Source organism: Cellulomonas chengniuliangii, assembly GCF_024508335.1.
Taxonomy (GTDB): Bacteria; Actinomycetota; Actinomycetes; order Actinomycetales; family Cellulomonadaceae; genus Cellulomonas_A; species Cellulomonas_A chengniuliangii.
Window position 1 is genome coordinate 2,356,383 of sequence record NZ_CP101988.1, and the last position, 21,122, is coordinate 2,377,504.

Annotated in this window: 22 protein-coding genes and 4 tRNA genes; 11 read left to right on the forward strand and 15 right to left on the reverse strand. The window is 74.1% G+C overall.

Going from position 1 to position 21,122, the window contains the following annotated elements; all coding sequences use genetic code 11:
- The first annotated feature begins 48 nt into the window (after window positions 1-48).
- Entirely contained in the window at window positions 49-477 is a 429-nt protein-coding gene (locus NP064_RS10875; RefSeq protein ID WP_227569630.1) for an SAM-dependent methyltransferase, read from the forward strand.
- Between the two features lie 21 nt (window positions 478-498).
- Here the strand turns inward: NP064_RS10875 and NP064_RS10880 are convergent, their stop codons facing one another.
- Complete coding sequence (locus NP064_RS10880; protein WP_227569629.1) at window positions 499-1,260, reverse strand: phosphatase PAP2 family protein; 762 nt, start codon at window positions 1,258-1,260, stop codon at window positions 499-501.
- Between the two features lie 223 nt (window positions 1,261-1,483).
- On the opposite strand from NP064_RS10880, the gene NP064_RS10885 reads away from it, so the two are divergent.
- From NP064_RS10885 to NP064_RS10900, 4 genes are all read left to right on the forward strand, one after another.
- The gene (locus NP064_RS10885) at window positions 1,484-1,687 is read left to right on the forward strand and encodes a hypothetical protein (protein ID WP_227569628.1); all 204 of its coding nucleotides are present in this window, start codon (window positions 1,484-1,486) and stop codon (window positions 1,685-1,687) included.
- A gap of 204 nt (window positions 1,688-1,891) precedes the next feature.
- Entirely contained in the window at window positions 1,892-2,197 is a 306-nt protein-coding gene (locus NP064_RS10890) for a hypothetical protein (RefSeq protein ID WP_227569627.1), read from the forward strand.
- A gap of 72 nt (window positions 2,198-2,269) precedes the next feature.
- Window positions 2,270-2,881 carry an oligoribonuclease gene (gene orn, locus NP064_RS10895; RefSeq protein WP_372456378.1) on the forward strand — a complete coding sequence of 204 codons (612 nt, stop codon included), beginning with the start codon at window positions 2,270-2,272 and terminating at the stop codon, window positions 2,879-2,881.
- A gap of 84 nt (window positions 2,882-2,965) precedes the next feature.
- A tRNA-His gene (locus NP064_RS10900) sits at window positions 2,966-3,041 on the forward strand.
- A gap of 66 nt (window positions 3,042-3,107) precedes the next feature.
- Here the strand turns inward: NP064_RS10900 and NP064_RS10905 are convergent.
- Entirely contained in the window at window positions 3,108-4,025 is a 918-nt protein-coding gene (locus tag NP064_RS10905) for an ATP-grasp domain-containing protein (RefSeq protein WP_227569625.1), read from the reverse strand.
- Window positions 4,026-4,045: 20 nt separating this feature from the next.
- Entirely contained in the window at window positions 4,046-5,026 is a 981-nt protein-coding gene (locus NP064_RS10910) for an ABC transporter ATP-binding protein (RefSeq protein WP_227569624.1), read from the reverse strand.
- Between the two features lie 74 nt (window positions 5,027-5,100).
- On the opposite strand from NP064_RS10910, the gene NP064_RS10915 reads away from it, so the two are divergent.
- The 3 genes from NP064_RS10915 to NP064_RS10925 all read left to right on the forward strand — a co-directional run bounded on the left by NP064_RS10915 (window position 5,101) and on the right by NP064_RS10925 (window position 7,651).
- Window positions 5,101-5,778 (forward strand): ABC transporter permease, encoded by a 678-nt coding sequence (locus NP064_RS10915; RefSeq protein WP_227569713.1) that lies wholly within the window; start codon window positions 5,101-5,103, stop codon window positions 5,776-5,778.
- Window positions 5,779-5,815: 37 nt separating this feature from the next.
- Window positions 5,816-6,514, forward strand: coding sequence for an ABC transporter permease (locus tag NP064_RS10920; RefSeq protein ID WP_372456371.1), 699 nt, complete (start codon window positions 5,816-5,818; stop codon window positions 6,512-6,514).
- Between the two features lie 141 nt (window positions 6,515-6,655).
- Window positions 6,656-7,651 (forward strand): glycine betaine ABC transporter substrate-binding protein, encoded by a 996-nt coding sequence (locus NP064_RS10925; protein WP_227569622.1) that lies wholly within the window; start codon window positions 6,656-6,658, stop codon window positions 7,649-7,651.
- Window positions 7,652-7,712: 61 nt separating this feature from the next.
- Here the strand turns inward: NP064_RS10925 and NP064_RS10930 are convergent, their stop codons facing one another.
- The 5 genes from NP064_RS10930 to NP064_RS10950 form a co-directional block, all read right to left on the reverse strand.
- Window positions 7,713-9,197: a dihydrolipoyl dehydrogenase family protein gene (locus NP064_RS10930; protein ID WP_227569621.1), complete on the reverse strand. Its 1,485-nt coding sequence runs from the start codon at window positions 9,195-9,197 to the stop codon at window positions 7,713-7,715.
- Window positions 9,198-9,343: 146 nt separating this feature from the next.
- Window positions 9,344-9,419, reverse strand: a tRNA-Lys gene (locus NP064_RS10935).
- A 159-nt stretch (window positions 9,420-9,578) separates the two neighbouring features.
- Window positions 9,579-9,651: transfer RNA gene (locus tag NP064_RS10940), tRNA-Lys, on the reverse strand.
- Window positions 9,652-9,709: 58 nt separating this feature from the next.
- On the reverse strand, window positions 9,710-9,961 hold the full coding sequence (locus NP064_RS10945) for a hypothetical protein (RefSeq protein WP_227569620.1): 252 nt from the start codon (window positions 9,959-9,961) through the stop codon (window positions 9,710-9,712).
- A gap of 133 nt (window positions 9,962-10,094) precedes the next feature.
- Window positions 10,095-10,391 (reverse strand): GroES family chaperonin, encoded by a 297-nt coding sequence (locus NP064_RS10950; RefSeq protein WP_227569712.1) that lies wholly within the window; start codon window positions 10,389-10,391, stop codon window positions 10,095-10,097.
- Between the two features lie 165 nt (window positions 10,392-10,556).
- Here NP064_RS10950 and bcp point away from each other — a divergent pair, with 165 nt between their 5' ends.
- On the forward strand, window positions 10,557-11,024 hold the full coding sequence (bcp, locus tag NP064_RS10955) for a thioredoxin-dependent thiol peroxidase (RefSeq protein WP_227569619.1): 468 nt from the start codon (window positions 10,557-10,559) through the stop codon (window positions 11,022-11,024).
- A 58-nt stretch (window positions 11,025-11,082) separates the two neighbouring features.
- Window positions 11,083-11,168 (forward strand) — tRNA-Leu (locus NP064_RS10960).
- 19 nt (window positions 11,169-11,187) lie between these two features.
- Here NP064_RS10960 and NP064_RS10965 read toward each other — a convergent pair.
- Both NP064_RS10965 and trxA read right to left on the reverse strand, forming a co-directional pair.
- A complete protein-coding gene (locus NP064_RS10965) occupies window positions 11,188-15,072 on the reverse strand; it encodes a glycosyl hydrolase (RefSeq protein ID WP_227569618.1) in 3,885 nt (1,294 codons plus the stop codon).
- Window positions 15,073-15,262: 190 nt separating this feature from the next.
- On the reverse strand, window positions 15,263-15,637 hold the full coding sequence (gene trxA / locus NP064_RS10970) for a thioredoxin (protein ID WP_227569617.1): 375 nt from the start codon (window positions 15,635-15,637) through the stop codon (window positions 15,263-15,265).
- A gap of 118 nt (window positions 15,638-15,755) precedes the next feature.
- Here trxA and NP064_RS10975 point away from each other — a divergent pair, with 118 nt between their 5' ends.
- Window positions 15,756-16,316 carry an NUDIX hydrolase family protein gene (locus NP064_RS10975; protein WP_227569616.1) on the forward strand — a complete coding sequence of 187 codons (561 nt, stop codon included), beginning with the start codon at window positions 15,756-15,758 and terminating at the stop codon, window positions 16,314-16,316.
- Between the two features lie 16 nt (window positions 16,317-16,332).
- Here the strand turns inward: NP064_RS10975 and NP064_RS10980 are convergent, their stop codons facing one another.
- From NP064_RS10980 to murI, 5 genes are read right to left on the reverse strand one after another with little or no spacing between them, the layout of a single operon-like run.
- Window positions 16,333-18,024 carry an ABC-F family ATP-binding cassette domain-containing protein gene (locus NP064_RS10980; RefSeq protein ID WP_227569615.1) on the reverse strand — a complete coding sequence of 564 codons (1,692 nt, stop codon included), beginning with the start codon at window positions 18,022-18,024 and terminating at the stop codon, window positions 16,333-16,335.
- Complete coding sequence (gene rdgB, locus NP064_RS10985) at window positions 18,021-18,647, reverse strand: RdgB/HAM1 family non-canonical purine NTP pyrophosphatase (RefSeq protein ID WP_372456377.1); 627 nt, start codon at window positions 18,645-18,647, stop codon at window positions 18,021-18,023. Before rdgB ends, NP064_RS10980 begins: the two co-directional genes overlap by 4 nt.
- 5 nt (window positions 18,648-18,652) lie before the next feature.
- The gene (rph, locus tag NP064_RS10990; RefSeq protein WP_227569613.1) at window positions 18,653-19,471 is read right to left on the reverse strand and encodes a ribonuclease PH; all 819 of its coding nucleotides are present in this window, start codon (window positions 19,469-19,471) and stop codon (window positions 18,653-18,655) included.
- 42 nt (window positions 19,472-19,513) lie between these two features.
- Window positions 19,514-20,302, reverse strand: coding sequence for an MBL fold metallo-hydrolase (locus NP064_RS10995; protein ID WP_227569612.1), 789 nt, complete (start codon window positions 20,300-20,302; stop codon window positions 19,514-19,516).
- On the reverse strand, window positions 20,299-21,114 hold the full coding sequence (gene murI / locus NP064_RS11000) for a glutamate racemase (RefSeq protein ID WP_227569611.1): 816 nt from the start codon (window positions 21,112-21,114) through the stop codon (window positions 20,299-20,301). Before murI ends, NP064_RS10995 begins: the two co-directional genes overlap by 4 nt.
- Window positions 21,115-21,122: the final 8 nt, after the last annotated feature.

A 21,122-nucleotide genomic window follows, 5' to 3' on the forward strand; every position in this document is an offset into this window, starting at 1 on the left:
GGGCGAACCCACCCGGCCACCGTGAGCCGTGCCACGAGGAGGCCTCCCGTGCCTGCGTTGTCCCCACGACTGGCCGCGATCGTCGACGCGTTGCCGCTACGCCCCGGGATGCGCGTTATGGAGATCGGCGGGGCGCCGGGGGCCGCCGCGAAGGAGGTCGCGAGACGCCTGGGGACCGGGCACGTCCTGGTCGTCGACCGGTCCGCCGCGGGAGTCGCGCACATCGAGCGGAACGCCGCTGACGAGATCACCGCCGGCCTCCTGAGCGTGCAGCAGGTCGCCGTGGAGGACTTCGAGCTGCTGCCGTCGCAGGAGCCGTTCGACCTGGCGTTCGCCATTCGGGTCGGCGCGCTCGACGGACGGCACCCCGAGGCGGGCGTCATGGCCCGACGCCGCATCGCCGCCGCGCTCACCCCGGCGGGGCGGCTGCTCATCGACGGGGGCGACCCGCTGCGGGAGGTCGAGCTGCCCCGCTGAGGACGCCGGGACCGTGGCCCGTCACCCAGGGCCGGGGACCCCTGGCTCGGACGTGGCCGGCTGGCCCGGCGGGGCCCCGGCCGTCGGGCGCCGGGTGAGGTGCGTGCGGTCCACGATGGTCACACCGCCGAGGATCGCCACGGCGAGCGCCACCGCGGCCAAGACGTCCGTCAGGAAGTGGTACCCGAGGTACAGCCGGCTCAAGGCCACCAGCACGACGCCCACCACCGTGGCGACGGTCCACCCCACCACGCGGGCGTGGCTGTGGCGCCGGCTCGTGGTGAGGTAGGCCGCGACGAGCAGCAGGGTCGCGGCCCCGATCGTGTGGCCGGACGGGAAGGACGCCGTCGCCTCGGATCCGGGCACGTGCATCGTCTCCTCGGGCGGACGCGGCCGTGCCACGACTCCCTTCACCGCGAGCGAGATGAGGGTCGAGCCGACCATGGCGCCGACCAGGAGCAGCGGACGCCACCACTCGTGGCGGGCCAGCACCCACGCCACGCACGCCACGAGGACCAGCAGCGGCAGCACGCTCGGCCCGGAGACGAACGTGATCGCCTCGAGCACGGCGGTGGCGGTGGGACCGCGGCGCTCGACGAGCCACTCGAGCACCGGGAGATCGGCGGCGGACACGTCGTCGCGCTCCCGGACCGCGTCCAGAAGCACGAAGAAGGCGACGAGGCCGAGCACGATCAGCACGAGCCCGGGAGCGACGACGCGCACGGGCGGGTGGGCGCGCAGCCAGTCTCCCGCCTGGACGCGCAACGCGGAGCCGGAGGACATGCGCCGACGCTACCGGCGGGTCGGCGGGCCCGCCCGGGGAGGATCCGCGCCGCACAGGGCGCGTCTCGGCCGTCCGCGGTCAGCAGCCGCGGTCGTGCGCCCGGTGTCCGGGATGCCGGAAAAGAACGTGACCCCGCTTCGCGTCGAGTGATTGGCTCGAGCTACCGCGGTGACTCCACGGGCCCGGCCAGGCCCGACCCAGTCCGACCTTCTGGAGCACCTCATGCACCCGTCCCTGAGCAACGACCTCGTCCTCCTGGAGCACCGTCAGCGCCTCGCCGACGCCCAGCTCCAGCGCGAGCAGCGCGCGCGCCGATCATCCGGCGACGAGCACGCGGCACATCCACCAGAACCGGCCCGCCGGGCGCCGATGCGCCTGGCGCTGCCCACCACCCCGCCACTGATGCTCTGCGCGGGCCTGCGCTGACAGCCGCCGGCGCGCCGCGCGCATGACGGCAACCGACTGCGGGCCGCCCTGACAGGGGCGGCCCGCAGTCGCGCGCCCGGCGCGGGCAGTCCCCCCGATGGGTGATGGCGTCCGGGCACGGGCCGCGACGTGGAACCATGCCGCCATGGACATCCGCTCACGCCGCCGCGCGCGGGGCGCCTCGCGGCGGCGAGGGCTGCCCCGATGAGCCGCCAGCCGAGCCGGGACCGTCACGGCGCACGCGGAGGGCGTGTCCCGGCGCCGCTCCGCACCGCGGCCGAGCGCTTGGCGCTGGGCGCCGTCGCCGGCCTGGCCACGGCGCTCGTGCTCCTGTGGGGCGGGCTGGCGTGGCACACCGCGCGGCTCGCCGGGGCCGGGGCTGCCGTCGTGGTGGCGTTGGCCGCGTGGGCCGCGTCCACCGTGCCCCCGCCCAGCCAGCCGCGGAGCCTCCCAGGATCGGACGCGCCACGGCGGCCAGACCGCACGGATCGTGACAGGCAGGGACCGTAGGCTGGCGTCGTGACGACATTGACGACGAACGGCAACTCCAGCGCGGACCGGATCGTGTGGATCGACTGCGAGATGACAGGGCTCGACCTCGCGGCCGACGCCCTCGTGGAGATCGCCGTGGTGGTGACCGACTCCGAGCTGAACGTGCTGGGCGAGGGCGTCGAGGTGGTCATCTCGCCTCCCGACGAGGCGCTCGCCCAGATGAACGACTTCGTGCGCAACATGCACACCACGTCGGGCCTCCTCGAGGACCTGCCGGGCGGGGCGACGCTCGCCGAGGCCGAGGAGCGGGTGCTCGAGTACCTCCGCGAGTGGATCCCCGAGCCGGGCAAGGCCCCGCTGGCGGGGAACTCGGTCGGCACCGACAAGGCGTTCCTCGACCGGGACATGCCCGCGCTGATGGGCCACCTGCACTACCGCGTGATCGACGTATCGTCGATCAAGGAGCTGGCCCGCCGCTGGTACCCGCGCGTGTACTTCTCCTCCCCTGAGAAGCACGGCGGGCACCGCGCCCTCGCGGACATCCTCGAGAGCATCGACGAGCTGCGCTACTACCGCGCCGCGCTGCTCGTGGCCCAGCCCGGTCCGGACTCGACGACCGCCAAGGCGATTGCGGCGGAGGTTGTCGCCTCAGGCGCGGCACGCGCCCTCGACGCCTCCGGCGAGGCCCGCACGACCGCCTGAGACCGGTGCGCGTGTGAGCACCCTCCAAGAACCGGTATGCTTCATCTCGCCCCGTCCGCGGGGTGCAGGGCAAAGCAAGGCATGGTGGGTATAGCTCAGCTGGTAGAGCACCTGGTTGTGGTCCAGGGGGTCGCGGGTTCAAGTCCCGTTACTCACCCCATGACGAAGGGCGCCGCACTCCTCCGGGAGAGCGGCGCCCTTCGTCGTTGGGCCCGGAGGCCCCCCGTCAGAGCCGGGCGACCAGCGCGTCCGCGAAGCGCTCGACGGCCTCGGGGGCCAGGGCGAAGAAGAAGGACGGCTCGATGACCTCGAGCTCCAGCACCACCGGGTTGCCCGCGTCGTCCGGGATGAGGTCCACCCGCGTGTAGAGCAGCGGGCCGTCGACGCCGGGCACCAGCTCGGGCAGGGCCGCGACGACGCGCTGGGCGACCTCGAGCTCCGCCGGGCTCGCGTCACGCGCCGTCATGACCTCCTCGTGGTACAGCACGGCGTTGTCCTGGCTCCGGAAGGGGCCCTCGAGCAGCGGCGCCTTGCGCAGCGAGTGGCTGAACTTCCCGTCGAAGAACACCAGCGCCGACTCCCCCGCGCTGTCCACCTGGCGCAGGTAGCGCTGGATCATGACGTGCCGCCCGGCGCCCAGGAGGTCCTTGGCGTGCGCGATGGCCAGCATGCGCGACGGGGTCTCCCCCGCGGCGTAGCGGCCGGTGTCCCGGGACCCGGCGCTGATGGTCGGCTTGATCACGAAGTCGCCGAAGGCCGGGAAGCGCGAGTGGATGCGACGGGAGTTGAAATTGCTCTCCGGGTCGAGCCAGATCGTCGGGACGATCGGCAGCCCGGCGACCTCCAGGGCCCGCTGGTACGCCTTGTCGACGTTCCAGGCGACCACCGAGGCGGGGTTGAGCAGCCGCGTGACGGCGTCGACGCGACGCGTCCAGTCGAGGAACTCCGCGGGGCGGTCGGAGTAGTCCCACGTCGAGCGGATCACGACGGCGTCGAACGCCGACCAGTCGACGTCGGGCGCGTCCCAGACCACGGCCTCCGCCGTCACGCCGCGCGCGGCGAGGGCGGGGATGAGAGGGGCGTCGTCCACCTCGAGGTCCGGGAGGGCTGAGCAGGTGGCGAGGGCGATGCGCGCGGAGGTCACGGGGGCAGACTACCGGCCGATCAGGACGGCGCCGCGGCCGTCACCCGGTGCAGCGCGGCGACCACGGTGTCGGCGTCCGCGACGCCCACCACGGCCCCGTCCGCCCGCACCTGCACCGTGCCGCCGGGCGCTTGGGCGATCGCCGCGAACACGTCGTCGAGCGCGGCGCCGAGCTCCAGGGTCACGGCGCCGGGGCGCCCGTCCTCCTGGTCCCGTGGGGACAGGTCGGCGCGCTCGAGCCGCGCGAGGGAGAGGAGGCGCACGGCCGCGCCAGAGCCGACCAGGTCCGCCACGGCAGGGCTCGCCGGGCTGGACAGCACGCTCACCGGTGGCGCGAGCTGCTCGAGCCGTCCGCCCCGGCTGAGCACCGCCACCCTGTCCGCGAGCCGCACCGCCTCGTCCACGTCGTGCGTGACGAGCACCACCGTCGTGCCCAGCTCCCGGTGGATGCGCCGGAACTCGACCTGCAGCCGCCGGCGGCCCACCGGGTCGACGGCGCCGAACGGCTCGTCCATGAGCAGCACCGGCGGGTCCACGGCGAGTGCCCGGGCCACCCCCACGCGCTGCCGCTCGCCACCCGAGAGCTCGTGCGGGTACCGGCGCCCGTAGCGGTCGGGGTCGAGGCCCACGAGCTCGAGCAGGTCCCCCACGCGCGACCGGGTGCGCGCACGATCCCACCCGAGCAGGCGGGGCACCGTGGCGACGTTCTGCGCGACTGTGCGGTGCGGGAACAGCCCGACGTGCTGGATGACATAGCCGATGCGCCTGCGCAGCGCGACGGTGTCGGCCTGCGTGACGTCCTCGCCGTGCAAGAGGATGCGGCCCGCGCTCAACTCGACGAGGCGGTTGGTCATCCGCAAGGTCGTCGACTTCCCACACCCGGACGGCCCGACGAGCGCCAGCAGCTCGTGCTCGCGGACCTCGAACGACAGGTCGTCGACGGCGACAGTGCCGTCCTGGTACTCCTTGCGCACGTGGTCGTACACGATCGCGGCAGCCATCTGCCGGACGCTACCCGCTCGGCCGCGCGGCGTCGCGGGCTCCGCCCGCTCCCGGTACGTTCGCTGACGTGCAGCTGAACACGTCGACCGGGTCCGGGGCCAACCCCTGGTTCTCCTGGGAGTACGTGCGGCGCAACTCCGCCGACCTGGTCGCCGCCCTCGAGCAGCACACCACGCTGACGGCGCAGGCGGTGCTGGTCGCGCTCGTGATCGCGCTGCCGTTGGCCGCCGCCGCCCACCTCCGCCCGCGGCTGGCCGGGCCGCTCGTGGGCGCGACGGGCGTCTTGTACACGATCCCTTCGCTGGCGCTGTTCGGGATGCTCGCGCCGTACACCGGCATCGGGCGCACCACCGTGCTCATCGGCCTCGTCACCTACGCCCTGCTGGTGCTCGTGCGCAACATCCTGGTCGGCCTGCAGGGGGTCGACGAGGACGTGCGCGACGCCGCCCGGGGCCTCGGTTACGGCCGCGCGCGGATGCTGCTCACCGTGGAGCTGCCCAACGCCCTGCCGTCGATCGTGGCGGGCGTGCGGCTGGCCACCGTGACCACCGTGGCGCTGGTGACGGTCGGGGTGGTGGTCGGGTACGGCGGACTGGGACAGCTGATGTTCCGGGGGTTCCGCAGCCGGTACCACGCCGAGATCATGACGGCCACGATCCTGTGCCTGCTGCTGGCCCTCGCGTTCGACCTGCTGCTCTACCTGGTGGGCCGGGCGTTGACGCCCTGGTCGCGCACCGCGAGGACGACATGACGCGCCCGGGCGCGAGGGCGGGGGCGATGCCGTGGACGTGATCTCGTCCGCTCTCGCGTGGCTCAACGACCCGCTGAACTGGACCGGGCCCAACGGTGTGCTGGCGTTGACGCGCGAGCACATCACCATCTCCGCTGTCGCGGTGCTCCTGGCCACCGTCGTCGCACTGCCGGTCGGGGTGTGGCTGGGGCACCGGGGGCGCGGCGGTGTGCTCACCGTGGTGCTGGCGAACACCTCGCGCGCCCTGCCGACGTTCGCACTGCTGACGATCTTCGCCTCGACCGGGTTGTTCGGCGCCACCGCCACGACCCTCGCGGTGGCGATCTTCGCGGCGCCGCCCATCCTCACGAACGCCTACGTGGGGATGCGGGACGTGGACGCCGACGTGCGCGACGCCGCCCGCGGGGTCGGCATGTCCGGCCTGCGCTCGCTGTTCTCCGTCGAGCTGCCCCTCGCCCTGCCGCTCATCGCCGCCGGGCTGCGCACCGCGGCGGTGCAGGTGGTCGCCACGGTGCCGCTGGCCGCACTGGTCGGCGGGGCCAGCCTCGGCACGATCATCGTCTCCGGGCTCGCGTTGCAGCGGTACGGCCAGGTCGTGGCGGGGGCCGTGCTCGTCGCGGCGTTGTGCCTGCTGGTCGAGGGCGCGCTCGCCTGGGCGCAGCGGGCCCTCACCCCCGTGCCCATGCGCCCGCCGCGGCGGCGCGCGCACGGCGTTCCCGCGTCCGACCTCCCCTAGCCCCCGTCGCACGCAACGCGACCTCCTCCTGTCGAACGGCGCCCACCGGGGGCACTGCGCGCCATTCCGGTTGCCGTGCGCCTGGTGGGACGGTCCAATGGCACTCGACGTCGCAGACCATCGCACCAGGGAGCTCCTCACATGCGCACACGCCGGACCTCCATGGCAGCTTTCGCCGCAGGCATCCTGCTGCTCGGCGCCTGCGGTTCGCCGGGCTCGGGCGGCGGGCAGAGCGCCGCCCCCACCGGCAGCTCCGACCTGGCCACGTGCGACCCGGTGTCGGGCGACCAGCTGGTGGTCCTCGAGGACGACCAGGGTCTGCAGAACGCGGACAACGTGATCCCCGCGGTGAACGCCCAGGCGGCCGCCGAGGACCCGGCCCTGATCCCGCTACTCGACACCGTCTCGGAGACACTCGACACCGACGGCCTCATCGCGCTGAACAAGGCGGTCGACATCGACCGGGAGACCGCCGCGGAGGCGGCCCAGGCGTACATCGCGGACGAGGACCTCGCCGCGGCCGACTCAGGAGTCGGCTCGGGCAAGGACGTGACCATCGGGGCCGCGAACTTCTCCGAGAGCTCCACGCTCGCCGAGCTGTACGCCGAGGTGCTCCGCACGGCGGGGTACACCGTGCAGGTGCAGACCATCGGCAACCGCGAGACCTACCTGCCCGCGCTGCAGTCGGGCGAGATCACCCTGACGCCCGAGTACGCGGCGACTCTCGCAGAGTTCCTCAACACCAAGGTCAACGGCACGAGGGCCGAGCCGGTGGCGAGCGCCGACCCTGATGCCACGGTCGAGGCGCTCACCACGCTGGGCGACGACTCGGGGATCACCTTCGGCCAGGCTGCCGAGGCACAGGACCAGAACGCGTTCGCGGTGACGCAGGAGTTCGCGGACGAGCACGACGTCGCGACGCTGAGCGAGCTCGCCGACGCCTGCGGCGGCCTGGTGCTGGCCGGACCGGCGGAGTGCCCTGAGCGCCCGTTCTGCCAGCCGGGCCTCGAGGAGACGTACGGCCTGGACATCGCCGAGTTCCAGTCCTACGACTTCGGCCTGATCGGCGATGCCGTCCGGCAGGGGAAGGCCACGATCGGCCTGGTCTTGTCCAGCGACGGCTCGCTCGCGAGCTGACCTGCGGCGGGCAGACGGCTGTCCGGCCCTCAGCCGCGGCGCCCGCGACCCAGCGGGCGGTTCACAATCCTGCGGTCTCCAGCAGCCGCAGCCAGACCTCGCTGACCGTCGGGTAGGCCGGCACCGCGTGCCAGAGCCGATCGAGCGGCGCCTCCGAGACGATGGCGATGGTCGCGGCGTGCAGCAGCTCCGCCGCGTCGGGCCCGGTGAAGGTGGCGCCGACCACCACGCCCCGGGCGTCGTCGACGACGAGCTGCGCGGTCCCGCGGTACCCGTCGGCGGCGACGCTGGCGCCGGCCACGTTCCCGAGGTCGTAGCGCACGGCCCGGACCGCCATGCCCGCTGCCCGGGCCTCCTGCTCGGTCAGCCCCACCGCGGACACCTCCGGCCGGGTGAACGCCACCTGCGGCACGGCGGCGTGGTCCGCCGTCGCCCGGTAGCGGCTCCAGGGCGCGGCGGCGCGCTCCTCAGCGGCCGCGCCCTCGGCTGCCGCTGGCCCGTCCGAGAAGCGCGCGGCCACCACGTCGCCCGCCACCCGGGCGTCGTACTTGCCCTGGTGCGTGGTGCCCGTGCGGCCCGTGACGTCACCGGCCGCGAACAGCCAGCCACCCTCCACGCCCGTGACCTGCATCGCGTCGTCGACGGCGAGCGGGCGGCCCGGCTCGAGCCCGAGCGCCTCGACCCCGAGGTCGCCTGTGCCCGGGCGCCGGCCGGTCGCCACGAGCACTTGGTCGGCGACGATGCTGCCGCCCTGGGAGAGCTCGACGGTGGTGCGCCCGTCCTGGCGCGCGGCGCGGACGGCCTCGACCCCGAACCGGATGTCGACGCCGAGCTCCATGAGGGACTCCTCGACCTCCTGGGCGGCGAACGGCTCCATCCGGTCCAGCAGCCGGTCCCCGCGCACGAGCATCGTGACGGCGGCCCCGAGGTCCGTGTACGCCACCGCCATCTCGCAGGCGACAACACCGCCGCCGATGACCACGAGCGACGCGGGGACGGTCTCGGCGGACGTCGCCTCCCTGCTGGTCCACGGCTCGCACTCCGCGAGGCCGGGCACCGGCGGGATCACCGGCACACTGCCGGTGGCCACGACGACGGCCCGTCGGGCACGCAGCACGGTGCCGGCGGGCGCGGCGTCCAGCGTCGCGTCGTCAGGTTCGAGCGACAGCTCACGCGGCCCGGTGAACCGGGCGCGGCCGCGCACCAGGTCGATCCCCGTCTTCTCGAGCCACCTCGCCTGGCCGGCGTCGTCCCAGTCAGAGGTGAAGCGGTCACGGCGGGCCAGCGTGGCGGCGGTGTCGATGCCCCCCGTCACCGCCTCCGAGGCGCCCGGGACCGCGCGGGCGCCGGCGAGCACAGCGCCGGGCCGCAGGAGCGCCTTGGACGGCATGCACGCCCAGTAGGAGCACTCGCCGCCAACGAGCTCGTCCTCGACGATCACGACGCTCAGCCCGCCACGCCCGGCGCGGTCGGCGACGTTCTCCCCCACCGCCCCGGCCCCCACCACGACGACGTCGTACTCGAGCGCCTGCTGCTCCGCGTTCATCTCGGCTCCCGTCCCTCGGCGTGGTCCCACCATCGTGGTGCCACACCGCAGATCCGGCAGCCGGAGCGGACGCTGCCCGGCGCCGCGTCCGCCGACAACGAGAAACCCCCTCGCCTGCGTGTCCGCAGATGAGGGGGCTTCCCGGGTGGTGCGCCATCAGGGACTCGAACCCCGAACCCGCTGATTAAGAGTCAGCTGCTCTGCCAATTGAGCTAATGGCGCGCGAGGCCACACATTACCATCGGCTGGTCGGGCCCTGCGAACCAGCCGAACGTGACGCATATGACAGGACCGATCCGCGCCGTCCGCATGGGACAGCAGGGCGTCGACCCCATGACGAAGGCCCCTGGCGACGTCTCCGCCGCCCGAGGCCCTCCTCTGTGCGCCATCAGGGACTCGAACCCCGAACCCGCTGATTAAGAGTCAGCTGCTCTGCCAATTGAGCTAATGGCGCGCGGGGCGAAACGTTACCACCGGCTCGGCTCAGGGAGCGAACCGGCGGCTTCCGCCCTCTAGGCCGTCGCCGAGCCCGGGTCGACCCACCACTCGTCCTCGGGCAGCCCTTCGGACTCGAGGATGGCCTGCGAGACAGGGCCGTCCACCGCCGCCAGGTCCGCGAGCAGCGCCAGCGGGACATGCTCGGCCAGGAGGTCCATCACGACGTCGGGCGCGTCGGGCGCCGGGTCGGCGCCGTCGGCCGCGACCGCGTCGGAGAGGCCCGGCTCGGGCGCCGGATCGGCTCCGCGCTCGATGTGCTCCTTCATCAGGCCTCCAGGTCATGGGGTGCGTGCCCCACATGGGACCACCGAGCGCACCCCTGTGCAAGCCCTGGACACCACCTGATTGCCTGGTGGGTCGTTGGCGGATCCGACGGGCAGGGAAGCCCCCGAACGCGGGCTAGAGGTAGAGACCGGTTCCCGGGGATCCCGGACGTGGCTGGGCGACCGCGTGCACGTCCTTCTCCCGGAGCAGCAGGTACGTGGTCGCCTCGAGCTCGACCTCGGCGCGCTCGTCAGGGTCGAACAGCACGCGGTCGCCGACCTCCACCTGCCGCACCTGCTGGCCGGCGGCGACCACCCGCCCCCAGGTGAGCCGCTTGCCGACGGCGGCTGTCGCGGGGATGACGATCCCCGCGTTCGAACGGCGCTCGGCGGCGTCGGTGTCCAGCTGGACGAGAAGACGGTCGTTGAGCATCCGGATGGGGAGCGTGGACGGGCGAGGCTCGGAGGCCGTGGGACGAGGATCACTCACAGGCCTGACGCTACCCCGACGTACGCTTGCGCCAGCCCGATCGGCCGCGCCGCGCACGGCGATCCGGGCGCGACTCGCACCGGCCCGACCACACCCACTGGGAGACGCATGCCCCGCTTGACCGTCGGCGACCAGGCCCCCGACTTCACGCTGCCCACCGCGGACGGCGGCACGGTGACCCTCTCGGACCTCCGGGGCCGCCACGTCGTCGTGTACTTCTACCCGGCGGCCATGACCCCGGGCTGCACGACCCAGGCGTGCGACTTCCGCGACTCGCTCGCGTCGCTGCAGGGCGCGGGCTACTCGGTGGTCGGGGTCTCCCCGGATCCGGTCGAGAAGCTCGCGAAGTTCGCCGAGGAGGACGCGCTCACGTTCCCCCTGGCCTCCGACCCCGACCGCGCGGTGCTCGAGGCGTGGGGCGCCTACGGCGAGAAGTCCCTCTACGGCAAGACCGTGACCGGGGTCATCCGATCGACGGTCGTGGTCGACCCCGAGGGACGCGTCGAGCTCGCGCAGTACAACGTCAAGGCCACCGGGCACGTCGCCAAGCTCCGCCGCAACCTCGGAATCGGCTGACATCGGACACCGCCACACCGCGCGCCCGCCGGGCGCGCGGTGTGGCATAGTCACCGGCGCGGGAGTGGTGAAACGGTAGCCACGCCAGGTTTAGGTCCTGGTGCCTGAAAGGGCGTGCGGGTTCGAGTCCCGTCTCCCGCACCACCTCGGCTCCGCGCCCCCCTCAGCGCAGCGGCAGGCGGACGTGCGCCCCGCCCGCGTCCAAGGACCCGGGCTCGAGCCCCAGGCCGTTCCACACGGCGATCCGCACCGCTCCCCCGTCCAGCGGGCCGAGCGTCCCGTCTGCCGCCTCGAGCCCCACAGCATGCCGCTCGACGGCGCCTGCCTCGGTGGCCGAGTACCGGAACGTCTCCACCCTGTCCCACGTGCCGTCGCCCGTGAGGTCGAACGACACCGAGACCCGGGTGCCGTTGCCCACCATCACCCGCGGCCCGGCCGAGAGGTCGAACACGGTGGTGGTGCTCAGGTAGCTGCCCGTGAGACCTCGCGCGACGAAGACGAGGGCCCCCGACGGCTCCGCTCCCCGCGCGCCGCTGCTGTCGTGCTCCATCAGCACGCCGCGGCGCGCCGCGAGGTCTGCGGCGCTGCTGGCCGGCGACAGCGTCAGGAGGGTCTGGGCCGCGGGCTGCGCGGGCTCGTCGGCGGCGATGGCAAGCCTGCGCGGCGCCCCGTCCCCCGCCCGGGCCCTCGGCGCGGGCACGGCGCCGGACGTCAAGGCGCCCTCCCCGGCGTCGAGCAGCGAGCGGTCTGTGTCCCGTAGGGCAGCCCCGGCGCCCCGGTCACCGGACGACGCGGGGCTGCGCGGCAGGGCGGACGACGAGCCGCGACCGCTGGGCGAACGGACGGCGCCGCCCTGCGGGCTCCCGGCACGGGGCGCCACCTGGGCTCCCGGCGCGGCAGGCGCGGCGGGCGCGGCGGGCGCGGCCGGCGGGGCTGCCACGACCGGCCCGGCCGCGGGTGGGCCGGCCGCGGGCGCCTGCGCGGGCGCCCCCGGCTGGACCGGGCCGGCGGACGATCCCGCGGCCTGGAACGGCAGCCGCACCACCGAGCCGGACCCGAGCTCGAGCGTGCTGGGCGTCGACCCGATCGAGTTCCACACCGCGACCCGCACCGAGCCGCCGGCCAGCGGGCCCAGCGCCCCCGTGGCCCGCTCGATCCCCACGGCCTGGGTGTATCGCTCCGTCCCGGGCGCGGGGTCCGTGGCGAAGTACCGGTACGTCTCGACGCGGTCCCAGGTCCCGTCGCCTGTGAGGTCGTAGGACACCGACGCACGGGTGCCGTTGCCCACCGACAGGCCCGCGTCCACCGCGAGCTCGAATGCCGTTGCCCCGCCTGTCGTGGCGCCGTTGAGGCCGGTCGCGGTGAACACCGCGGCGTCCGACGGCTCGGCCACGCCGTCGACGCCTCGGGCCCCGGGCAGTGTCACCGGGGTCGTCGGCGGGGCCACGCCGGTCAGGCCGCCACCGGGCTGCGGGTAGAGCGTGATCAGCTCCGCCGGACCCGTCGGGGTGGGTGTGGGCGTCGGGCTCGACGTGGGCTCTGCTGTCGGGGTGCTGGTCGGTGTCGAGGTCGGTGTGCTCGTCGGTGAGGAGGTGGGGCTGGCGGTCGGCTCAGGGCCACCCCCGGAGCCCGAGCCGCCCGACCAGTTCAGGGCGCCGCTGGCCACGGTGCGCCCGGGCGGGACCTCGACGGACGTCCCGTCGGAGAACTGCACGGTCAGGGGCGCCGAGGTGACGTTCGCGGCGACGTACGTGCGGGCGCCGTCCCGCGAGAACACGGCCGCCAGCGGGTGGTCGGCCCGCACTGTCGCGTCCGGAGGGCCGAGCGCCGCGAGGTTCGCGACCCAGTGGTAGGTGTGCGCGCGACTCTCGCCCTCCTCCGGGACGTAGCCAGGCTGCGCGTCGAGGGCCGCGAGCGCAGCGGGCCCGTCGCCGAGCGCGAGGTACTCCCACCAGATGTCCTGCCACACCGTCGGAGGCCCGCCGTTGACGGCTGCCATCTCGGCGTAGTTCTGGCGCACGTCATCGGGCCGCTGGCCCAGGTACAGGTGGCTGCCGGTGATCGGCAGGGTGTTGATGCCCTGGATCATCTCGGGCTCCGCGCTGAACCACGTCGCGTACGCGCCGCCGTCGCCCCAGATCATCCCAACGGTGCTGTGCCCGAACCCCTCGGGGATAGCACCTGCCTCGTCGAACCAGTACGCCTGGATGGCGGCGGCCTGCGTCGCGTACAGGTACACGCCCGCGTCGCGCGTGGCCGTGTCGCCGGTGGCCTCGCCCCACTGGATGAGCGCCCCGGCGAAGTTCATGCCCTCCGAGCTGGACTCCTGGTTGTTCCCCGCCGCGAACGCGCCGTGGCCCGAGGCCCAGTCGTGGCCCGCGTACACGTCGAAGTCGCGCAGGTACGGGAACATCTGGTCGGAGCGGTCATGCCCGTTGGCGTCGCGGATCAGCAGGTCGACCATGCCGCCATAGGCGCCGTCCGCCGCCCAGGCGGGGTCGAACTTGGCGAGCGTGGCCGCGGCGGCGATGAAGTAGCCGTAGTGGAAGTGGTGGTCGTTGAGCTCCTTGTCGGAGCCGTAGGACGCCGGGTAGCCGATGAGGGTCCCCCACCGGTCGTCGTAGGCGAAGACCTGCTCGGCCTTGCCGGGCGTGGCGGTGAACCAGTCGGTGAGCGTCGCGCGGATCTGCGCCAGTGCCGCGTCGCGCACGTCCACGCGGCCCGTCAGGTCGGCGATCTCGGCGATTCGGGCGGCCCGGCCCAGCCCTTTGCCGGTCCAGTACGTGTCGGTGGAGACCTGCTGCATCGGGTCGGCGGCCGCCTCGGCGAGCAACGCGTCGAGCCTCGCCGCCGCGTCGCCCGAGCCGGTCGCCACAGCGGGCAGCTCAGGCAGGACGCCGGTGAACGGCGTCTCGGTGGTGAAGGCCGTGGCCCCCACGTAGGCGGTCATGTCGCCACGGGGCGACGGGTACGCGGCGAGGGCGGGCGTCGCCTGGCCGGCCACCGAGGCGAGGTGCTTTTGCTGGTGCGGGTACAGCGCGAGCACGGTGCCCTGCGCGGAGCCCTCGAGCGGCGTGGTCTGCACCGCGTACGTCGTCGAGACGCTGCCCGCAGCCTCGTCGTACGCGTAGTCGGCCTGGGCGCCCGTGACCTCGGCGTAGGCGTACGGGGCGTACTGCGCGAGCGCTGCCCGGCGGGCGGCGTCGTCGGCTCCCGTACCGGTGGGCAGCGACGCCACGCTGAGATAGCCGAGGCCCCCGAGATCGCTGGCCAGGGTGGACCCGGACACCGTCCAGGCGGCGCCGCCGGGCGCGAAGGCCGCGTAGTCGTGGCCGTTGGCCGTGAACCCGATCACCGCGCCGTCCTGCTGCCACACCCGCGGCTCGCCGGTCACGGTCAGCTGGGCCTGTCCCCCGCTGAGGTGGTACCAGCTGAACGGCAGGCCGTGGCCGATGGTCGCGCGCATCGAGCGGGCGCCGTCGTCCCACGAGGGCGTCACCGTCCAGTCGGTCCAGCCCGCCACCTCGACCACGGGCGCGGCCAGCCCGGCGACGCCCACCAGCACGTCTTGGGCGTACGGGTAGTGGAACTCCCCCACACCCCCCGGGGTCCCGGAGAGCACCGGCTCACGGGTGCTGGACAGGCCGAGCCCCGCCTCGGTGGGCTGGTAGGAGACCGGGTGGGCGTGCAACGGCTCGCTGCCGACGCAGTTCCACCGCTTGAAGACGAGGGAGGACCACCAGTCGTTCGTGGGGATGGCGCCGTCCGGGGCGTCGTCGGTCAGGTAGGCGCGTGGGTCCGTCGCCAGGGGCGCGCATCCCTCGGGCGACGGGCCGACGCGGTCGGTGGTGTACCCGCCCGACCCGATGGGCACCGGCTCCGCGCTGGCGGCTCCCGCGACGACGCCGAGCCCGCCCAGTGCGAGCACCACCGCGGCGAGGGAGGCCACCAGCCCGGCGGGACGCGCGCGCCTGCCACGGCGCCTCCTGCGGGCGCCCCCGGCCGTGTCCGCACCGTGCGTCGTCTTCGTCGTCGTCGTCGTCGACATGACAAGCCCCCCGCTGACCGGCCTCTCCCGGCCCGCCACCTGCTGACGTCGCCGTGCGGACGATCTCTTCGCACCGTAAGCGCGGGATGTCACTGCCGCAAACTGTCACGGATCCGTGTCATCTGGGTGCTTCCCGACATGCGGACGGCCACCGTCGACCAGGGGTCGCGCGATGGCCGTCCGATGCGCGTCAGTTCTGCGAGGCCGTCTCCTGCGCCGCGATCTGGGCGCGGACGTCGTCCATGTCGAGCGCCTTCACGGCGCTGATGACCTGCTCCAGGGCTGGCGCGGGCAGAGCGCCTGCCTGGTTGAACACCAAGATCCCCTGGCGGAACGCCATCAGCGTCGGGATCGACGTGATGCTCAGCTCCATGGAGAGCTCCTGCTCCGCCTCCGTGTCGACCTTCGCGAAGACGACGTCGGGGTGCGCCTGCGAGGACGCCTCGAAGATCGGCTCGAACCGCTTGCACGGCCCACACCACTCCGCCCAGAAATCGACGAGCACGATGTCGTTGTCGGTGATGGTCTGCTGGATCGTGTCTGCGGTCAGCTCCGTGGTGGCCATGGCCGCCCCTCCCTAAGTCCGTGAGTCTGCGCACGTAGAGCACGCCCACCCTCCCGAGTATTCCCTGGCCGACGCGCGTCGGCCCGCCCGAACAGGCCGGGGAGGGTAGAACAGAGCAGTGACCGACACTGCCGACTTCCCCCGCGAGCACGAGCCCGAGCGCCCCGCCGGGTGGATGGACCACGACGCGATCCAGTACGTGCGCACCGTCCTGCCGATCCTCTACGTGGACGCGATCCCCGTGCGCGTCGACGAGGCCGGCGACGTCGTCGCCGTGGGCCTGCTGCTGCGCGTGACCCGGGAGGGTGTGATGTCTCGGGCGCTCGTGTCAGGGCGTGTCATGTACCACGAGCGGGTCCGCGACGCCCTGCTGCGGCACATCGAGAAGGACCTGGGCCCGGTGGCCCTTCCGCAGATCCCGGCCTCGCCGCAGCCGTTCACGGTGGCGGAGTACTTCCCGACCCCCGGCGTCACCCCGTACCACGACCCCCGCCAGCACGCCGTGTCCCTCGCCTACGTGGTGCCCGTCTCCGGGGACTGCCGACCGCAGCAGGACGCGCTGGACCTCGCGTGGCTGACCCCCGAGGAGGCGACCTCGGAGCAGGTGCAGATGGCGATGAACGGCGGCCAGGACCTGCTGCTGCGCCAGGCCATGGCCCACGTGGGCCGCCTGTCCTGACCGAGCCGCTCGCCGTTCAGCCCAGCGTCAGCTCGGGCCAGTCCGCCAGGTCGGCGCGCATCCGCCGGTCGTGCGTCGCGACGACCACGGCCGCGGACGTTCCGCGCAGGGCCGCGGTCAGCTCGTCCACCAGCCCGATCGACAGGTGGTTGGTGGGCTCGTCGAGCAACAGCACGTGGGGCGCGGCGAGCAGGGCGCACGCCAGGTCGAACCGGCGCCGCTGGCCCACCGACAGGTCGGCCAGCGGCCGCTCCAGGTCCTCCTCGCTGAGCAGGCCGAGCGCCGCCACCGGCACGAGCTGCTCGGGGTCGAGCGCCCCGCGCTCGAGCAGGTCCAGCGCGCGGCGGGCATAGGCCTCGAACCCGCTGCCCCGCGGGCCGTGCGGGCCCTCCGCGGCGCCCGGACCGGGATGGCGCCGGCCCCGGTCCCCCGGGGCGCCCTCCTGGCCGAGCACGCCCACCCGGACGCCCGGCGCCAGCGACCGCGCGCCCCGCTCCAGGGGAATCGCGCCGGCCAGCGCGGCGAGGAACGTCGACTTCCCGGAGCCGTTCGGCCCGGTCACCAGCAGGCGGCCGCACGGCGGCAGGTCCACCCGGGTGCCGGGCAGGTCGAGCCGCGCGCGCCCGCCGTCCCCCGCGACCCGTGGCGCCCGCACCTCGAGAAGCGGGCCGCCGCTGTAGTCGCGGGGCAGCGAGGGCAGGTCCGGGAACGCGAGCTCCACCGGCGGCGTCGGCACCTCGACCGCTTGCTCCTCGAGGCGCTGCACCAGCCGGTCGGCTGCCTTCACGTGGATCCGGGCCCGCGTGGCCCGACGGTTCTTCTGCGAGCCCTTGAGCGGCCGCCACTCGTCGGAGAGCCCTTCGTAGGACGCGTCCAGCCGGGCGGCGAGCTGCTCGGCGCGCTTGCGCTCGGCGCGGTGCCGGGCCCGCCAGCGGCGCAGGGCCTGGTCCTTGGCGAACCGGTAGGCGGCGTAGGACGTCGCCCCGTACAGCACGGGCCGTCCGTCCATCGACGGGTCGAGGTCGAGGATCGCGGTCATCACGTCATCGAGCAGGCGCCGGTCGTGTGTGACGATCACCACGACCCCGGGCCACTGCTGCAGTTGGGCCGTGAGGTAGTCGATGCCGCTCGCGTCGAGGTGGTTGGTCGGCTCGTCGAGCAGCAGGATGTCGGCCCGCTCGGCGATGCGGCAGGCGAGCCGCACGCGGTACCGCTGCCCGACGCTCAACCGGTCCAACGGGCGCGTCAGGTCCCGCGGCGCGCCGAAGCGGCTCAGCGCCTCGTCGACGCGGCGATCGGCGTCCCAGGCCGCCAGGTGCTCGACCCGCGCGATGGCGTCCGCGAGGGCTGCAAGGTCCCCGCGCTCGTGGTCGAACCCCTCGATCTCCGCCGCCAGCCGCTCGGCCGCCGCCCGTGAGCGCCCCAGCGCCTCGGCCACGAGGGCGCCGACGGTGGCGCCCGGGGCCACGTCCAGCTCCTGCTCGACCACTGCGATGGACCCGGCCCGGCGCACCTCGCCGCTGAACGGCTCCAGGTCGCCGGCGAGCACGCGCAGCAGCGTCGTCTTGCCGGCGCCGTTCTCCCCGACCACGCCGACGCGGTGCCCGGCCGACGCCAGCAGGTCCACCTGGTCGAGCACGGCGCGCCCCGGGTAGCCGACGCTCACGGCGTCGGCGGCCAGGTGCACCGGGCCGGCCCCCGGGCTCATTGGCCCAGGGCGCGGACGATCACCGGGACGAGGGCACGGAACGCCTGCCCGCGGTGGCTGATCGCGTTCTTCTCCTGCGGGGACAGCTCGGCGCACGACCGGGTCTCGCCCTCGGGCACGAGCACGGGGTCGTAGCCGAACCCGCCGTCCCCGCGCGGCGCGGTGGCCAGCGACCCCACCAGGTGGCCCATCTCGACGTGCTCGAAGCCGTCGGGCGTCACCAGCGCGGCAGCACAGGTGAAGCGGGCTCCCCGGTGCTCGGGGGCGATGTCGGACAGCTGGGCGAGCAGCAGGTCGAGGTTGGCGCGGTCGTCGCCATGCCGCCCGGCCCACCGCGCGGAGAAGATCCCCGGGGCGCCGCCCAGCACGTCCACGGACAGCCCGGAGTCGTCGGCCACGGCGGGCAGCCCGGTGAAGGCCGCGAGGGCACGGGCCTTGAGCAGCGCGTTCTCCGCGAAGGTGACCCCGTCCTCGACGGGCTCGGGCGCCTCCACGTCGCGCGCGCCGACCACGGCCGCCGGGTCCAGCCCGGGGAGCACGGGTGCCAGGATCGACCGCAGCTCGCCGATCTTGTGCGCGTTGTGGGTCGCCAGGACCAGGCGCGGCGGCACAGCGCTCGGCACAGCGCTCACGCGCCGGCGCCCAACGACGGGGCGGCTGCGGGCGACGGCGCCGCCAGCGCGGCGGCCTGCAGCGCGCTCAACTCGCTGGCGCCCGCCACGGCGAGGTCCAGCAGGGCGTCGAGCTCGGCACGGTCGAACGGCGCCTGCTCGGCGGTGCCCTGCACCTCGACGAACTTGCCGGAGCCGGTCACCACGACGTTCATGTCCGTCTCGGCGCGGACGTCCTCGACGTACGGCAGGTCGAGCACCGGCACACCGTCCACGATGCCGACGCTGACCGCGGACACCGAGTCCCTCAGCACGGTCTTCCTGCGGTCGATCGCCCCGCGCTCGACGCCCCACGCGACCGCGTCGGCCAGTGCCACGTAGGCGCCGGTGATGGACGCCGTGCGGGTGCCGCCGTCGGCCTGCAGCACGTCGCAGTCCAGCACGATCGTGTTCTCGCCCAGGGCCGAGACGTCGATGATGGCGCGCAGCGACCTGCCGATGAGCCGGGAGATCTCGTGGGTGCGACCGCCCACCTTGCCGCGGACCGACTCGCGGTCGGAGCGGGTGCTCGTGGCGCGCGGGAGCATCGCGTACTCGGCCGTGACCCAGCCCTGGCCCGAGCCCTTGCGCCAGCGCGGCACGCCCTCGGTGAACGAGGCGACGCAGAGCACCTTGGTACCGCCGAACTCGACGAGCACGCTGCCCTCGCCGCTGTCGAGGTAGCGGCGGGTCAGGGTCACCGGCCGGAGCTGGTCCCGGCGGCGGCCGTCGGCCCGCAGCCAGACGCCCGGCTCTGCCGCGTTCGAGGGCTGGGGGGTCGAGGTAGCAGAAGTCATGGCGACGAGCCTAGCCGCGCGAGCGTGCCGCGCCGACGAGCCTCAGATCGTGTAGACGGCGCCGGGCCGGGCCAGGTCGATCGGGCCGTCGTACTCGCCCTCGGCCTCGGCGAGCGTGACCTGCGGGTCGTTCCAGGCCACCAGGTGCGTCAGGACGAGCCGGCCGGCCTTCCCCGCCGCCGCGGCGGCCCCCGCCCGGCGACCGGTGAGGTGCACGCCCCGGAGCGCGTCGTCGCGCCCCTCGATGTAGGCGGCCTCGGCGAGCAGCAGGTCGACGCCGTCGGCGAGCGTGGCCAGCCCGGGGCACTCGTCGGTGTCCCCGGTGTACGCGAGGGTCACGGACCGGGCCGGGTCCGCGTCGGACGGGCCGGTGACCCGCACGCCGAATGAGGGCAGCGGATGGTCGACGGCGACCGGTTCGATCGTCAGCGGGCCCACCCTCACGGGGGCCCCCGGCTGCCACGGCTCGAACATGAACTGCCCCGAGACCTCGGTGGCGGGGTCCTTGCCGGCCATCTGGGCGAGCCGCTCGACTGTGCCCTCGGGGCCGAGCAGCCGCACGGGCGGGCACGGCCCCTCCGGGCGGTACCGGCGCAGCACGTTGAGCACCACCAGGTCGGCGACGTGGTCGGAGTGCAGGTGGGATATCCCGATGAGGTCGAGCGCGGTCGGGTCGGCGAGCGCCTGCAACGGGCCCAGGGCGCCGCTGCCCAGGTCGAGCAGAACCGTCCACGTCCGGCCGTGGGCGTCCTCGGCCTGCACCAGGTACGCCGACGCCGCGGACTCGGCGCTGGGGAACGACCCGGCGCAGCCCACCACCACGAGCCTCACCTGAGCGCCCCTCGCGTCTCCACAGCGAGCACCTCTGGCCCGAGGAACCGGCGGGCGAGCACGTGGAAGGACGCGGGGTCGCCGGTGGCGAGGAACCGGTGCTCGGGGGGCCCGGCGGCGGGAGACCGCTCGAGGTCATGGGCCACCAGCGTGCGGTACACGTCCTTCGCGGTCTCCTCGGCGCTTGAGACGAGCGTCACCTCCTCGCCCATGACGTAGGAGATCACCCCGGTCAGCAGCGGGTAGTGCGTGCAGCCCAGCACCAGGGTGTCGACGCCCGCCGCCTTCACGGGCGCCAGGTACTCGTCGGCCACCGCGAGGATCTCGGGGCCGGACGTGACGCCCGCCTCGACGAACTCCACGAACCGCGGGCACGCCTGCGTGGTGAGCTCCACGCCCGGCGCCACGGCGAACGCGTCGTCGTAGGCGCGGGACTGCACGGTCGACTGGGTCGCGATCACGCCGATGCGGCCGGTGCGGGTGGCGGCGACGGCGCGCCGGGCGGCCGGCAGGATCACCTCGACGACCGGCAGGCCACGCCGTTGCGTGTACCGCTCGCGGGCGTCGCGCAGCATCGCCGAGGACGCCGTGTTGCAGGCGATGACCAGCATCTTCACGCCGGCGTCGACCAGGTCGTCCATCACCTCGAGCGCGTGGGCGCGCACCGCGGCGAGCGGCTTCGTGCCGTAGGGGGTGTTGAGGGTGTCGCCGATGTAGAGGGTCGACTCCTGCGGCAGCTGGTCGAGGATGGCCCGGGCGACGGTCAGCCCGCCCACGCCGGAGTCGAAGATCCCGATGGGAGCGTCGTTCACGGAAGGGA

Coding starts and splice junctions, on each gene's coding strand:
- NP064_RS10880 (WP_227569629.1), bottom strand. CDS start 1,260: ATGTCCTCCGGCTCCGCGTTGCGCGTCCAGGCGGGAGACTGGCTGCGC.
- NP064_RS10885 (WP_227569628.1), top strand. CDS start 1,484: ATGCACCCGTCCCTGAGCAACGACCTCGTCCTCCTGGAGCACCGTCAG.
- NP064_RS10890 (WP_227569627.1), top strand. CDS start 1,892: ATGAGCCGCCAGCCGAGCCGGGACCGTCACGGCGCACGCGGAGGGCGT.
- orn (WP_372456378.1), top strand. CDS start 2,270: ATGACAGGGCTCGACCTCGCGGCCGACGCCCTCGTGGAGATCGCCGTG.
- NP064_RS10910 (WP_227569624.1), bottom strand. CDS start 5,026: ATGGCTGCCGCGATCGTGTACGACCACGTGCGCAAGGAGTACCAGGAC.
- NP064_RS10925 (WP_227569622.1), top strand. CDS start 6,656: ATGCGCACACGCCGGACCTCCATGGCAGCTTTCGCCGCAGGCATCCTG.
- NP064_RS10930 (WP_227569621.1), bottom strand. CDS start 9,197: ATGAACGCGGAGCAGCAGGCGCTCGAGTACGACGTCGTCGTGGTGGGG.
- NP064_RS10945 (WP_227569620.1), bottom strand. CDS start 9,961: ATGAAGGAGCACATCGAGCGCGGAGCCGATCCGGCGCCCGAGCCGGGC.
- NP064_RS10950 (WP_227569712.1), bottom strand. CDS start 10,391: ATGCTCAACGACCGTCTTCTCGTCCAGCTGGACACCGACGCCGCCGAG.
- bcp (WP_227569619.1), top strand. CDS start 10,557: ATGCCCCGCTTGACCGTCGGCGACCAGGCCCCCGACTTCACGCTGCCC.
- NP064_RS10965 (WP_227569618.1), bottom strand. CDS start 15,072: ATGTCGACGACGACGACGACGAAGACGACGCACGGTGCGGACACGGCC.
- trxA (WP_227569617.1), bottom strand. CDS start 15,637: ATGGCCACCACGGAGCTGACCGCAGACACGATCCAGCAGACCATCACC.
- NP064_RS10980 (WP_227569615.1), bottom strand. CDS start 18,024: ATGAGCCCGGGGGCCGGCCCGGTGCACCTGGCCGCCGACGCCGTGAGC.
- rph (WP_227569613.1), bottom strand. CDS start 19,471: ATGACTTCTGCTACCTCGACCCCCCAGCCCTCGAACGCGGCAGAGCCG.